This window comes from Gilliamella sp. G0441 (genome assembly GCF_050589305.1).
Taxonomy (GTDB): Bacteria; Pseudomonadota; Gammaproteobacteria; order Enterobacterales; family Orbaceae; genus Gilliamella.
This window is the reverse complement of sequence record NZ_JBNRJF010000002.1, coordinates 235652-251379: the sequence shown is the minus strand read 5'-3', so window position 1 is coordinate 251379 and position 15728 is coordinate 235652. Positions and strand designations below refer to the sequence as shown.

General features: G+C 33.3%; 10 protein-coding genes and 1 CRISPR repeat array. Of the genes, 4 read left to right on the top strand and 6 right to left on the bottom strand.

Translation table 11 applies throughout. The annotated features are described in order from the left end of the window. Nucleotides 1-6: 6 nt before the first annotated feature. The 4 genes from ACKJXD_RS03315 to mfd all read right to left on the bottom strand — a co-directional run bounded on the left by ACKJXD_RS03315 (nucleotide 7) and on the right by mfd (nucleotide 9053). On the bottom strand, nucleotides 7-1551 hold the full coding sequence (locus ACKJXD_RS03315) for a DUF945 family protein (protein ID WP_430875520.1): 1545 nt from the start codon (nucleotides 1549-1551) through the stop codon (nucleotides 7-9). 336 nt (nucleotides 1552-1887) lie between these two features. Continuing rightward, nucleotides 1888-3420, bottom strand: a complete 1533-nt coding sequence (locus tag ACKJXD_RS03310) for a DUF945 family protein (protein WP_430875519.1) — start codon at nucleotides 3418-3420, stop codon at nucleotides 1888-1890. Between the two features lie 218 nt (nucleotides 3421-3638). Beyond that, nucleotides 3639-5174 (bottom strand): YdgA family protein, encoded by a 1536-nt coding sequence (locus ACKJXD_RS03305; RefSeq protein ID WP_430875518.1) that lies wholly within the window; start codon nucleotides 5172-5174, stop codon nucleotides 3639-3641. A gap of 411 nt (nucleotides 5175-5585) precedes the next feature. Continuing rightward, nucleotides 5586-9053 (bottom strand): transcription-repair coupling factor, encoded by a 3468-nt coding sequence (mfd, locus tag ACKJXD_RS03300; RefSeq protein WP_430875517.1) that lies wholly within the window; start codon nucleotides 9051-9053, stop codon nucleotides 5586-5588. A gap of 158 nt (nucleotides 9054-9211) precedes the next feature. Between mfd and lolC the strand changes: the two genes are divergently transcribed. The 3 genes from lolC to lolE are packed head-to-tail and all read left to right on the top strand — an operon-like array spanning nucleotide 9212 to nucleotide 12365. Beyond that, nucleotides 9212-10414, top strand: a complete 1203-nt coding sequence (lolC, locus tag ACKJXD_RS03295; RefSeq protein ID WP_430875548.1) for a lipoprotein-releasing ABC transporter permease subunit LolC — start codon at nucleotides 9212-9214, stop codon at nucleotides 10412-10414. Continuing rightward, on the top strand, nucleotides 10407-11114 hold the full coding sequence (gene lolD, locus ACKJXD_RS03290) for a lipoprotein-releasing ABC transporter ATP-binding protein LolD (RefSeq protein WP_294826612.1): 708 nt from the start codon (nucleotides 10407-10409) through the stop codon (nucleotides 11112-11114). Before lolC ends, lolD begins: the two co-directional genes overlap by 8 nt. A 3-nt stretch (nucleotides 11115-11117) precedes the next feature. Then, entirely contained in the window at nucleotides 11118-12365 is a 1248-nt protein-coding gene (gene lolE / locus ACKJXD_RS03285; protein ID WP_363317370.1) for a lipoprotein-releasing ABC transporter permease subunit LolE, read from the top strand. A 64-nt stretch (nucleotides 12366-12429) separates the two neighbouring features. On the opposite strand, the gene ACKJXD_RS03280 is transcribed toward lolE, so the two are convergent. Together ACKJXD_RS03280 and ACKJXD_RS03275 are read right to left on the bottom strand one after the other, a co-directional pair. Then, complete coding sequence (locus ACKJXD_RS03280) at nucleotides 12430-13164, bottom strand: rhomboid family intramembrane serine protease (RefSeq protein ID WP_430875516.1); 735 nt, start codon at nucleotides 13162-13164, stop codon at nucleotides 12430-12432. Between the two features lie 53 nt (nucleotides 13165-13217). Continuing rightward, complete coding sequence (locus ACKJXD_RS03275; RefSeq protein ID WP_220217107.1) at nucleotides 13218-13712, bottom strand: GNAT family N-acetyltransferase; 495 nt, start codon at nucleotides 13710-13712, stop codon at nucleotides 13218-13220. A 562-nt stretch (nucleotides 13713-14274) separates the two neighbouring features. Next, a CRISPR array of direct repeats spans nucleotides 14275-15283; the repeat unit is 29 nt; unit sequence GTGTTCCCTGTATACACAGGGATAAACCG. A gap of 77 nt (nucleotides 15284-15360) precedes the next feature. Between ACKJXD_RS03275 and ACKJXD_RS03270 the strand changes: the two genes are divergently transcribed. Continuing rightward, entirely contained in the window at nucleotides 15361-15624 is a 264-nt protein-coding gene (locus tag ACKJXD_RS03270; protein WP_430875515.1) for a hypothetical protein, read from the top strand. Nucleotides 15625-15728: the final 104 nt, after the last annotated feature.

Genomic DNA, 15728 nt, shown 5'->3' with positions numbered 1-15728 from the left:
TTCACATCAAAAATGAGTGAAAAAATATTTTTCACTATAAATTTTACCATTCACTTCTGCTTGATGTGTATCACTTGAATAGTTGGCATCTGAATATATCCCTTCCATTCCATTTTTTTCAAAAGTGAAAAGAATTGATTTATCTAACCACGATTTTATATCATTTCCTAATACTATTTTATCAATTTGTTCTTGTGTAACAATGTTTTGTTGATAATTTTCAAATTGAGCTGCAATATAATTTATAACGTCAAATGGCATATCAAGTTTAAGTTTGAAAAGATGAAAATTATCGTCACTAGATAATCCACGAAAACTCTCATTACTATCATAATCAATTAATAAATCAGCATTAATATCGCCGACATTAGTATGCCAATTAAATTTATAGGACATGCTCCTATTAAGTTTATCAGGATTAACATAATGAGGATCGCTCGATTCGAATCCATATCCAAATTTGCCTAATACAAACGACAGCATACTGATTCCATCCATATTTATAAATTCATTATTCGATGAGATTGAACCAAGGTTTTGGTTTCCATACGTTAATGAACCTATCTTAATGTCTATTGAATCATAATAATCCTCATCAGTTTGATTTATAGATTGATTTATTAATATTTGGTTTAATATAGCGGTTGCGTTGTCATTGAAAATATTCTGGGATATAACTTTATTAATGGCTAAATTGTTTTGTAATATTCCATTTTTGAAATCACCATTTCTGAAAGCTTTCACATCCTGAAAATTTAGCTCTTTTTTATATGTCATTTCATTTTTATCATTTCTGTCAACAAGATCATAATTTTCTTCTGAATAATAAAGATTTTTCAATTCCAATACATAATTTAAAGAGTTATGACTGCTTTCGGGCTCAGTTTTGATAGAAACTTGATCAAGTTTTAAGGATAGGTTTCTGAATTCCGATGTTAATTCTAATTTGTCCCAATGTGAATTTATGCTGACAGTTGAAAAATCTTTAGAAACGTTGAAAAAGCATTCACCTTCAGATAGGTAGAAATTATTTTCGCCAAACACATGATTGACCAGATTTATATTAATAGGGTTATTTTTCAAATAAATATTGAACTCTTTTTGAAAACTTAAACTGGCATGACCAGTGATGAATGATTGGTTATTCGACCATTTCCAAAGCTCGGGAAATGCTTTTTCAGTCATTTGATAATCTATCGTTGCGACTTGAGGCGTGAAATCACCTTTTGCGATATTGACGAAAGGAAAAGGGCCGTGATAAATCGTAATATCATCACTAAAGAGGATATTTTTATCATTATCAAGCTCCGTTTGATAATCTAATGATTCGGTGATAGTCAGGTGTAATTTCGTTGAAAATAGACCTTTATCATAATGACTTTTGGTTATATTGATCTTACTCATATCATTGCTGCTATTAATGTTTTCACTAATTAATGACAGGGTATTATCAATTTCTTTTTCAATTTTATTGCCAATGTACCAAGTTGAACCTAAATATCCTATGCTTAAAACTGTCACTATTCCTATCGTAAATTTAATTTTTTTCATTGTTTTCTCGCTTTAATTGCAATAATAACTGTTTATTATTGCATCGTTTATATTAATCTTGAACACAGAATAATAGTAGTTAATTCTAATGGATATGGTTGATATAACCTAATGATTTATTATAGCCTAAAGTATGAATAATTGAGGAATGATAAGTTGAAAAGAAGTTATTACAAAAAAGTATTTGCAATAACTTACAAGAAAAGAAATAGATTAGGTTTGCCCAAATTATTTAAATTAAACTAGTTACTATCAACAAAAATCTTACTGCTAATATCACTTTGCTGAATCTAAAATTGTAACCAATTTATTGGCTACATGTTAGTCACTGACTCATTAAGGCAGACGTTTGTTAAGATTGTTAAAAAAATCATGTTTACTTATTTCCTTTCCATTAATTAAGACCTCTTCACGGTTTTGGTCATAATCAATATCAGTATAAAACCCTTTATCGTTATCATTATTACTGAAAACTAAAAAAGGATTTTTTCGAAGAAAAATTATTTCCATTAATGTCAAATTTCGATATGTTTTCTTAAATTCTTCAGGAGAGATATTTTCATCACTATAATACTGAAATTGAGTTAGCAGGCGAGCTAATACTTTAAACGGTACATCAAATTTTAATTTAAACGTTTTAAGTTGGTTAAAATCGGTATTTAACGTTAATTTTTTATTATCTAGCAACTCAATATAAGCTTTAGCTTGTATGTCGCCTTCATCATTATGCCAATTAAAATTATCTAATGAAAATTTAAAATCAACGGGGGAATTAGTCGCTGATTCCTCTTTTTCAGAAGATGAAAAGATGGGATAGCCCATAAATGTCTTCTCTATTCCTTCATAATTTAGTGATAAAACTCCCGCTCCTAAATTTTGTTTACCCATACTTAACGAGCCAATATTAGTATTTATCAATCCGTTTATGCTATTTTGTGAATTTAAATAATTGTCCTGAGTGATTGATAAATTATCTATTTCAACCGCAGGTAGTTTAATGAAAGGTAAATTTGTTGAGTTGATTTTTATTTTATCAATACTTGTTTTGCTATTAGCAGGTAAAATATCTTTATTGTTTAAAGTATAGTTTCCATTGTTTTCAAAATTTTGGATTTCCAAACCAGAGATGTAATATTCAAGGATGTTAGCTTGTATCTTTTCAGCTGATATTTTATAATTTACCCCAGAACCATCTGGAGTAGGGGCTGTTGAAATATTGAAAGAATCTAATGAAATATAGTTATTATTATTTAGCATATAATTTAATTTATCAAATTTTGCTGTCGAAACAAAAGTTTGTTTTGGATTCGCTTCAACAATAAAATCTCCTTCTGAAATATCCAGTTTTCCTTCTAATGCATCTAACTCTGATTTTGTTGCGCTAATGGCTTTATTCATTAATTTTACCGTTAGATAATTTCCATAACTAAGACCACCATGCGCTGTAATAAAAGGTTTGTTACCGGATAATTTCCAAAGTATAGGAGATGTTTGTTCTTCCATCTCGTATTCGAACCAAGCCATTTTAGGTGTGAAAGACCCTTTAGCAAGTGCTGCAATCGGAAAAGGCCCATGATAAATGCTGATATTATCATCAAATATTTTTTGATGATGTTCCTTAGCATTGTTTGGATCAATGAAGGTAAGTGTCACTGTCAGATGAGATGTCGTCGAAAATAAACTTCTTTCATAATGATTTTTCGATATTTCGATACTAAATAAATGTTGATTGTCATTAATTTTTTGTGTTGTTTCTTGCAATAAATGATCGAAATTTTTTTCAATAACATTTCCTGTATACCAAGATGCACTAATATATCCTAAACTTAATAATGTAACTATTCCTAGTGCTAACCTACTTTTCTTCATTCATCATCCCTTATTTCGCTATTTAATATATTTGCGATGGTTATCATAATGTAACCGTCTATTTAATAATTAAAATTGTGACATATTATTTGTCAAATCGTATGGTTAATTATTGTAATAGAATATGTAAGGATAATCGAACAAATTTAAATGAATGATCTGAATATGCCTATTTTATTGTTACTCAAACAAAATAGGCATGTAATAAGCGTATCTGATTAGTTTAAATATTGTAATCCCCTAAAGAAATTCTCTTTATTGATATGTTTTCCGTTAAGAATAACTTCTTCTCGATCTTTCGCATATTCTAACTGTAAAGATAAATTTTTATCTTCATCCCCCTTGATATCGATATAAGGATTATTACCTAGAACCATTTTTGCCATCATGACAAGATTATTGTACTCATTGGCCATCTTTTCTGCGCTTACATCATCAAGATCTTGGTTCGTGCTGTCTAGTTGGGCATTAAGACGAGCTAGTACTTTAAAAGGGATATTTAAGTCAATACTTAAATTTTTTAATTTCTCGATATCGAATTCTTCTGAGAAATTAATATCATTTTGTGCAATTATGTTTGTTTTAGCGTTAATGCTTCCTTCAGCATTTTTCCATCTAAAATAATCTAAGGATACTTTTATATCTTCATTGGAAGGGGGATTTGAAATGTATTTATCTTTAGGATCTAATGCATAGCCTATTTTCTGAGCATCAATGCCGGAATAAGCAAGTGCTAATTCTCCAGAACCTAAATTTTGTTTACCATAATAAACTGATTCAATATCCGATCTTATTGATGCATTGATAGTATTATTTTCATTTAGTCTATAATCTTGATCGAATGACATATTATTTATTTCAACTGAATGTTGCTTTGATGGAGTAATGCTAAATTTTTCCATTTTGGTGTTGACTCTAATATTTTTAAATTTATAAATTCCTTTTAAATCAATATCGATATCATAAAAACCATTTATGTTTAAATTATTTATTTTGGCTTGAGCATCCATATCGTTATTTACATCGATATCAATATTATCAACTCCAGCATTTAATTTCACCTGATTGACTGAATCATTTTGGCTTAGTTCATAAATTGCATTAATATTATTCAATACTACATTTGTTTTATCTTCTGAATGATATTCTAATTTATCAACTGTTAATGTAAAAATTGGTAACGTTTGGATTTCATCTTTCTTTATCGTAAACATCAAACTACCTTTTGAAATATCTAACGTATGTTTAATGTTGCTTTTATTATCAAGAATCTTTATAGGTTTTGACTCAAACTTACTGGTAATAAGACCATCATAATTAATACTGATATAACCACTATAAAAAGGTTGGTTTCCAGCAAGTTCCCATAGTTTTGGCGATGTTTGTTGTTTCATTTCATTTTCAATCCAAACCATTTGTGGGGAAAATGTGCCTTTTAATAAGGCCGCCAATGGGAATGGACCATGGTGAATGGTGATTTCTTCATTCGTTAAAATATCAATTTTTTCATCAGGATTATTTTTAGGGATAAGCTCGATGTTTAAATTCAATTTAGTGGAAAAAATGTTTTTTTGATAATTATTTTTTTTAATTACAATATCAAAATCTTTTTGTTTACGACTCAACTGCTCATTAAATTGCTCAATAGATGTATCAACATTTTCTTCAATAACATTACCTGTATGCCATGATAGTCCAGTATATCCAATTCCTAACAATGCAATAATGCCAATAGCGAGTTTACTTTTCTTCATCGATTTTCTCTTTTAATTCATTATATTTAAGTTATTGTTTCTAATTCAAAAACAAGTTTTATTAATATTATTCAGAACCTAATTTTCATTAGGGGGGTTAAGTTTAATCGATTTTTATGGGATAAGCGACAATTTATGTAGGTGAAAAAGGTTTATCTATTGACATGTTAATGATGGTTAATTTTTAACTAATACATGGTGTGAGTATATTTATGCTAAATACTAAATACTAAAACGGCACTATTGATAATTTTCAATTAACAAATTTACAGCATTTTATCTGATAAATCCTATTTCCAAGTTATACTAAAACAGGTTGACTAATTAGGTTGCAATTAATCACCAAATTCTTATTATAAAACTTGAGACAAATAGCATTTAATAAGAATTTGGTTAATTATTGATTTTCGATCACTCTTTTCTATCTTGGTGCGCTGCAAAATCTGATAACAAACTTTTAATGTATTCAATGCGCTCGGTATGTTGTAAACCGGATTTTTGTAGTTTTAAACGGTTAGATCCCTCAAGACGGTAATTTTTTGGTTCTTTTTGAATTATTTCGATCAAATAATCTATTGATATTGTATTTTTGCTACCAAATTCGATGAATCCACCTTTTTCACCAAATTCAATCTTAATAATGCCTAACTCTTTGGCACAATAGCGAATTTTGGTTGTTTCTAATAAAAATAGGACTGCATCCGGTAATTGTCCAAAGCGATCACGCATTTCAACTTGTATATCGGTCAGTTCATCTAAATGATCAATGCTGGCAATTCGTTTATATAGTGACAAACGAGTGTTAACATCAGGAATAAAATCATCTGGAATTAATGTAGGTAAGCGTAATTCAACTTCCGTTTGCTGACTGGTCAGTAATGATTCAAGAGTTGGTTCTTTTCCTTCTTTCAACGATTTTACTGCATCTTCAAGTAGTTCAATATAAAGGTTAAATCCGATAGTTTCGATTTGCCCACTTTGATCGCTGCCTAACAATTCACCCGCACCTCGAATCTCAAGATCGTGCGTAGCTAAAGCAAAACCAGCACCTAAATCTTCCAAAGAGGCAATCGCATCAAGACGTTTTTTTGCATCTTTACTTAATAATTTAGGGTGTGGTGTTAATAAATAAGCATACGCTTGGTGATATGAACGACCGACCCGACCACGCAACTGATGCAATTGCGCTAAACCAAATTTATCTGCACGCTCGATAATAATCGTATTAGCGTTAGGAATATCAATGCCGGTTTCAACAATGGTGGTACAAACCAAAATATTAAAACGTTGATGATGAAAATCATTCATCACTCGCTCTAAATCCCGTTCATGCATTTGACCATGACCAACAGCAATACGAGCTTCTGGCACCAATTCGGCTAACTTTTCACTTACGGTATTTATATCAGAGACATCATTATGCAAATAATAAATTTGCCCACCACGCAAAATTTCACGTAATATTGCTTCTCGAATGACTAAATCATCGTATTCCCTGACAAAGGTTTTTACTGCTAATCGACGAGCAGGTGGGGTAGCAATGATTGAAAGATCACGCATGCCACTCATCGCCATATTCAATGTTCGAGGAATAGGGGTAGCAGTTAGAGTCAAAATATCGATATTGGCTCGCATTGCTTTGATACGTTCTTTTTGACGAACACCAAAGCGATGCTCTTCGTCAACGATTAATAGCCCGAGATCTTTCCATTTCACATCTTCTTGCAACAATTTATGCGTGCCAATAATGATATCAATTTTACCCTCACTAAGCGCCTGAATAATGGATTGTTGTTGTTTCGCTGTTTTGAAACGTGACAAGCATTCAATTCTTATTGGCCAATTGGCAAATCGGTCACAAAAACTTTCATAATGTTGTTGAGCAAGTAAAGTTGTTGGCACCAAAACTGCGGCTTGTTTTTGATTAATAACGGCTAAAAAGGCAGCTCGAATTGCAACCTCAGTTTTACCAAAACCAACGTCACCACAAACTAACCTATCCATAGCATAAGGCGAACACATATCACCAATAACAGCGCCAATAGCATTTTGCTGATCTTCTGTTTCTTGGTAAGGAAATGCTTGGCAAAACAACTCATATTGATCCCGATCTTGCTTAAATTCATAGCCCGGTTTCGTTTCACGTTCAGCATAAATATCCAATAGTTCAGCGGCGACATCACGCACTTTTTCGGCTGCTTTTTGTCTGGCTTTACTCCAAGCATCGGTTCCTAACTTATTTAACGGAGCATTTTCTTCATCGCCTCCTGAGTAACGACTGATTAAATTAAGTGATGAAACAGGCACATAAAGCTTTGTATCGTTGGCATAGAGCAAAATAAGATATTCAGCTGTAATTCCCCCTGTTTCTAAAGTCGTTAATCCCGCATATCTTCCTACGCCATGTTCTAAATGTACTACGGGTTTACCGGGTGTAAGCTCTGCTAAGCTACGAATTAAACTGTCGGTATTAATGGCTTGTTTACTCTCTTTTTTACGACGGATGACGCGTCGCCCAAAGAGTTCATTTTCAGTAATAAAAGCATAATGATGATGTTGATCAATAAAACCTTGTTCGCTGGCACCAATCATAACGCAAAAGCGATTATCCACATTATTTAGTTCATCCAATTGGTGAATTTGAGTAGGATGTATACGAATCCGACCTAGAATTTCCTGTAGTGCTTCTTTGCGACCTTCTGATTCGACCGAAAAGATGATTTTCCCATTAAATTGCTCAGTAAATAGGTTAAATTGTCGATAAGGATCTTTTTGTTGGATCTCAATTGCGATATCCGGTAAAGCAACAAATGGTAAATTGATACTTTTTGTTGATTCTTTGATTGATGAACTAGATAGGATCATCCGTGGATAATGCTTAAATTCGGTAAAAATTTCATCTGTTTTAGACCAAATGACTGAGGGAGCAAGAAGCGGTCGCATTGGATCAACTTTACGACTTTCAAATCGCTGATTAATATCTTGCCAATATTTGTTAGCAAATTGCTCAATATCAATTGTATTGATGATAAGTGTATTATCTAAAAAATAAGAAAAAAGCATTGTTAACGGTTCGTTAAAAAACAGTGCTTGCCAATATTCTATACCGGTCGGTAAAATATGCTTACTTACTTGCTGATAAATACTTTCGGGTTCTAATCTTACTTCAAATTTTTCACGCCATTGACTGCGAAATAGTTCGATTGCTGCTCTATCAAATGGAAATTCGTGAGCAGGTAAAAGTTCAATTTTTGTGATTTCTTCAAGTGTTCGTTGGCTGTCTACATCAAACGTTCGGATGCTATCAATTTCATCATCAAAAAAATCAATACGATAAGGTCTATTGCTACCCATCGGAAAAATATCAAAAAGTGCGCCACGAGTTGCATATTCACCGTGCTCCATAACTTGGCTTACAGAACGATAACCCGCATTTTCCAATTGCATTCTTAAATGTTCACGGCTAATTTGTAAACCCTTTTCCATGATAAAAACATGCCCGCCTAAATAACTTTTTGGGCAAACTTTTTGCATCAAAGTATTAATCGGTAAAATCAGAGCGCCTTTCTTTAAATGCGAAAGATGATACAGACAAGAAAGGCGTTCAGATACAATATCTTGATGAGGTGAAAAACTATCATAAGGCAAGGTTTCCCAATCAGGAAATGTAAAAGCCGTAAAATCGCTAAATTGCTTTAACTCTTCATAAATACGAGTAGTTTGTTGCATATCATCTGTGATAATGACAACTAATCCATTATATGCAGCAATAGCTTGTGCACATACTTGTGAAAGCGATGATCCTACAAGTTGACCAAACTGTTTTATTTCACCTGATTTTTGTGGAATAAGATCTGAAATATTAAGTATTTTCGACATGATAAGTTTTATTGATTTCGCAGCAAAATTATTGTTAGATTATAACGTAATTACTTGGTTGTTTTCTATAACTGTTTAATCCTGTATGATAAGCATCTTGCATTTAACTAGCAAAACTTTATTAAAAGTTTTAGGTATATAAATAATTTATGTCAAAAATATTTCGTCCATTAGCCTTTTATATCGGTCTTCGTTATGTTTACGGTCAAAAAACTGATGGTTTTGGTCGCTTTGTTTCATGGTTATCTATGATTGGTATTTTGCTGGGATCATTAGGTTTAATTTTAGTTTTATCGGTAATGAATGGCCTTGAAGATCAGATGCAAAATAGTATTTTGAAATTTTTACCACAAGCGCAAATTACGACTTCTCAAGGAAGGGTTAATGTTAATAACACGCCGAGTACGCCATTTGAAAAACTTAAAGGCGTTGTTCATGTCACAGAATTAGTTACCAGTGATGTTGTTTTACAAAGTGAGCACAGTATCACCGTCAGTACCTTAATGGGCATTAAACCTAACGAAGGTGATCCTATCACTGATTTTATTTACAGCGGTTCGATTTCTGATTTACAAGCTGGAAAGTATAATGTCATTTTAGGGCAAACATTAGCCAATCAACTTGGTGTTAGTGTGGGGGATAAAATCCGTTTAATGGTTACTGATGCAAGTCAGGTCACACCGGTTGGGCGTATACCTTCTCAACGTCTTTTTAATGTTGCAGGTTTGTTTTCAGTCAATCATGATATCAATCAAGCGCTAATTTATGTTAATCAATATGATGCAAAAAATTTGTTACGGTATCCGGCCGATACAATTACCAGCTGGCGATTATTTTTAGAAAAACCGCTAAAAATTGCTGAAGTAACAAATACCCCTTTACCCGAAGGGTTACAATTTAAAGATTGGCGAGTAAAACGAGGTGAATTATTTCAAGCGATCAAAATGGAGAAAAATGTAATGGGGCTTCTAATTAGTCTCATTGTAATAGTTGCTGCTTTTAACATTATCACTTCCTTAAGTTTACTGGTAATGGAAAAACAGGGCGAAGTGGCTATTTTAAAAACACAAGGTCTTTCTCGGTTTCAAATTATGTCGATTTTTATGATTCAAGGGGCTACATCTGGTGTAATTGGAACTATATTAGGTAGCGTTTTTGGTCTTCTTCTTGCTTATTACTTGAATGAAATTATGCAAGCGTTAGGTCTGTCATTTGCAGGGATAAAACTACCATCATTGATAGAACCAACGCAAATTGTGTTTATTATTATTGGATTACTTATGTTATCACTATTATCAACTTTATATCCTGCATATCGTGCAGCCAAAATTCAACCAGCCGAGGCTTTACGTTATGAATGATTTGCAACCACTTCTTTCAGCAAAAAATCTTTATAAGACTTATAATGAAGGCAAAATGGTGACAGAGGTTTTAAAAGACGTTTCATTTGATATTTATCCTCAATCATTATTAGCCATTATTGGTAGTTCCGGCTCAGGGAAAAGCACACTTTTACATCTGCTTGGCGGGTTAGATAAACCAACATCTGGCGAGATTACTTTTCAATCACAGCATTTAAGTCAACTTACTGAAAAAGAAAAAGCTCGATTACGCAATCAAAAAATTGGTTTTGTTTATCAGTTTCATCATTTATTACCCGACTTTACCGCACTCGAAAATATTGTTATGCCATTGTTGATAGGGGGGGTATCGCCTAATGAGGCTAAAAAACGCGCAATGGCAATGTTGGAATCGGTTAATTTGGTTAACCGTGCTAATCATCGACCATCTGAACTATCTGGTGGTGAGCGTCAACGTGTAGCAATTGGGCGAGCTTTAATTAACAATCCTGCACTAGTGATGGCTGATGAGCCGACAGGTAATTTAGATAAATCAACTGCAGATTCTATTTTTGATCTGCTAATAAAATTAAATCGAGAACAAGGTACAGCATTTTTAGTTGTAACACATGATTTAAATCTAGCTAAAAAGTTAGATAAACAACTCGTTATGAGCGATGGAAAACTTTCCGAGAGTAAATTAACAGACAACCTATTTTAGCGGATAAGCATTATGAATTTATCTTTAATGACGGCAATACGATTTCGTAAAGGACGCCGCAAGAGTGGTATGGTTTCTTTAATATCGATTATCTCAACGCTAAGTATTGCGATTGGTATCGCTGCACTTATCATAGGTTTAAGTGCGATGAATGGCTTTGAGAAAGAATTGAACAATCGTGTATTATCAGTAGTGCCACACGCTCAACTATATTCACAATATGGTAATTTGGATGATTGGAAACATATTCAAAAGGAGTTGAAAGGTGCCAAAAATATTGTTTCATCAGCTCCGTTTGTCAGTTTTACTGGGCTTATTGAAAATGGAAGCAAACTAGCTGCTGTTGAAGTTCAAGGCGTTGATCCTGAACAGGAGAAAGCAATCAGTACCTTGCCTAATTTTGTACTGAATAACAAATGGCAAGCTTTTAAAGCAGATAACCAACAAGTTATTATTGGTTCAGGTTTAGCCAATACTTTATCTGTAAAAGAAGGCGGATGGGTATCATTACTGATTCCTGTTTCAAGTAATCCCAATCAACTAAAACCCCCTAAACGAGTGCGATTACAGGTAATTGGTATTTTGGATTTGAATGGTAGCTTAAGTAATAATGTGGCTTTAGTACCATTATCAGATGCGCAAAAATTATTAAACATAGGTGACAGTGTCACGGGGTTAATGGTTAATGTTGAACACGTTTATCAAGCCAGCCAAATTATAGGTCGAGCTGTTTTAAATCTTGATGAAGATATCTCATTCACCAGTTGGGAAAACTCTTATGGTTTTATGTATCGCGATATCCAAATGATAAGGCAAATAATGTATTTAGCTATGATAGTCGTTATTGGAGTAGCATGTTTTAATATTGTGTCGACATTAGTTATTGCTGTAAAAGATAAACAACGTGATATTGCAATATTAAAAACGCTAGGCGCAACAAATGGCTTAATAAGAAATATTTTTATTTGGTATGGGGTCATATCAGGATTAGTGGGAAGTTTACTTGGCGTAATCCTGGGAGTATTGTCAGCCTGGCAACTTTCAAACATTATGAAATGTGTTGAATCCCTTTTGGGTCATAAGTTTTTAAACAGTAATATCTATTTTGTGGATTTTCTTCCTTCCCAAATTTATTTTTTTGATGTCGTAATTGTTTTTGTTACTGCAATGTTACTAAGTTTAATTGCTAGTTATTATCCGGCAAGAAGGGCATGTAAAATAGAACCGGCCAAAATATTAAATAGTTTTTGATTGGTGTTTTTGTCCTTTAAATCAAGGCGCTGGGTTTCATAATACTATCAGCGCCTAACAGTTTTTAGTTATATATTTGTTGAATTATCTCTGGCAGTTTAAAATGTTCATACACCAGATAAATACACCCTGTAGTAGCAATAAACACTATACTAATAAGAAAAGATGTTAATTTTGTAGAATAGTAGAACCATTTTATCAATAATGATATCAGAGCCCCTAGAATAAATCCTGCAAGTGCACCACCTAAGTGAGCCATGTTATTTATTGATGGCAGTAAACCTAACCCAGCGGTAAGAATTAAGCTTACTATGATTGCTCTAACTGGCATCTCTTTCAAACTTTCTCGATTAACCAGACTGTAAGCTAGTAAAGCAGAAATAATGCCTAAAATTGCGCCTGATGCTCCACAACTAATTACATTGTTATTAATGGTTGCGATATCACTGGTTAAACTACTGATTATGCCAGATAAGATATAAATTCCAAGAAAAGCAAACCAAGGTATTTGTCTTTCTAAAATGTTACCAACACTGAATAGAGCAAGCATATTCATTGCCAGATGAGTAATACTTACATGCATAAAAAGGCAGGTAAACATTCGCCAATATTGACCGGAAAAGGTTAATTGTGAGACATCTGCTCCCCACCGAATAAAAAAAATGCCGTTCAATGAATCGACAAAACTCAAGGGGTAAGATAAACGAGATATTGCAAACCATACAATATTAATAATGATTAATAAACTTGTAACTTTGGTTTGACGTCCTAAATAAATTAGATTTTTTAAAATGGTCATTTAAACTTGTATCCTCTAAATAAATTGAAAAACTTATTTGTTATGTACAACGTTTAGATAAGTGATTTCCCTAAAATGATTAAATCACGCTTAATACCATCAAGTTCGGCAACTTTTGGAAAAAATCCCCATTGTTGATACTGCATTTTATTAAAAAGACCAATACTAGGAATATTATGTCCAAATACATAACTTAATATTACGTTGATACCGATTTTGCGGGCATATTCTTCAATTTGAGCAAGCATATATTGCCCAATTTTTTTTCCTCGAAAATGTTCATGTATATATAAACTTACTTCAACCGTGCCAGAATAAGCGGGGCGCCCATAAAACGAAGATAAACTAATCCAACCACAAGACTGATTTTGATATTTAATTAACCAAAGAGGTCGGTTATTCGAATTATGTTGATGAAACCATGCCAATTTACTTTCTAAAGAAACAGGGGAAGTATCCGCAGTAACCATCCGACTGGCAATAGTGGAATTATAGACATCAACAATGAAAGGTAAATCATCTAAATTTGCATCGCAATAAGTGATCATAAATATTATGTGTCAATGGATAAGGGAAGGTATTGTAATGAGATTAAGTACAACAGACAACAAATTAATTATCACAATAGAATCAATTGTCATTTGGGTGAACTTAAAAAAGAATAACGAAACAATACGGGAAAACAGCGGAGATAAGGTACTTTTTTTACGCAGGGATAACCGTTTTTTGAATGATCAAAAAAAATTAATATATTGATCAAACTCCAAACTATTTTTTTACTATCACTTCTGTCAGCGTGTTAATAGTTATAACGTTCAGTATAGAGCTAATAAAACAGAGGAGCAATGGTGAGATCAACCTTCAGTAGTTCGTTAAAATCAACCGTCAAAAATTAATATGTTACGTTGTTATGAAAAATTGCTCGGTACATAGGAAAAGTTGCCAAGAAGTGTACCGCTAAAAAAACTAAGCAAACATAATTAACTATATGATAAATATGAAATTATATTTATAGAGCGTATTAAAATTAATCGCTTAAAAAAGCAACAAAAAATCGGTAGAATTTTACATCTAACTATTTTAATTAATAAACAATAGGTTATAATTAGAGTGTTCCCTGTATACACAGGGATAAACCGCGTCTTGATCCGACAAAAGATGATGGTCGTGCGTGTTCCCTGTATACACAGGGATAAACCGCGGATCGTATTTGTAATCCGAATGACCTGCCGGTGTTCCCTGTATACACAGGGATAAACCGGGTATCACTAATCACCCACATACCAACCAAGTGTGTTCCCTGTATACACAGGGATAAACCGGACTTTTAAGCAACAGTGGTTGCAGGCGTTTAGTGTTCCCTGTATACACAGGGATAAACCGGATGGCGGGCTATAACAGCCCCGCCGATTTTTGTGTTCCCTGTATACACAGGGATAAACCGAGCGGTTTTTACATCAAAAATTCTCGCCTCATGTGTTCCCTGTATACACAGGGATAAACCGGGGGGCTTTATTTATTTATTGTGCAATTTAACCGTGTTCCCTGTATACACAGGGATAAACCGGGGGGCTTTATTTATTTATTGTGCAATTTAACCGTGTTCCCTGTATACACAGGGATAAACCGAGCGAAAAAAATCAGGTAAAAATGGGTCAATTGTGTTCCCTGTATACACAGGGATAAACCAGGGGACGTATCCATTTTTTTCGGAGATAACCCGTGTTCCCTGTATACACAGGGATAAACCGTTCGGGGCGAATCGACGGCGTTGTCTCATTAGCGTGTTCCCTGTATACACAGGGATAAACCGCGCCCTTTATATATCAATAAATAAGCCCCTCATGTGTTCCCTGTATACACAGGGATAAACCGGGGATCGGTATATTGTTGATTCTATTTTTGATGTGTTCCCTGTATACACAGGGATAAACCGATACGGGTTCGCACCTTTAAATTCAACGAGGTGTGTTCCCTGTATACACAGGGATAAACCGTGCCGTCCACAGATATAACGATACTGCCTCGGGTGTTCCCTGTATACACAGGGATAAACCGCGGAGGAGGCGGCTTTTCAACAGTATTTACGAGTGTTCCCTGTATACACAGGGATAAGCCGATCAATGGTTCAAAGATCCTGACCCTGTTCAAGATAGTATAAATAAAAAAGAAAACTAAATTAAGGAGAAATCAAAAATGAGTATTAAAGCTATTCTTTTTTCGATTATATATATAAGTATTGCGGGGGGGGGGGTGATATGGTATTTAATTTTTAATAAAAAATATCCTTTATCTTTTAAAAAACAGGGAGATAATTGGATTAAAGATCAAGCAAAAGATTCTACGTTTGATGTAACTAATCCTAATGCTATTTTTTCACAAGGATATATGCAAGGGCTATGTTCGCCAGAACCTGATATAGAAAATCCACCTAGTACAACAAATATATTAGATCATTAGAAATAAAAATAAATGAGTTTTAACAATAAACACTTAACTCAAGGTGGGCAAGTCATTTTTTATATGATAAGCATGTTCTTGCAAATAAATAAAATCATATTTAG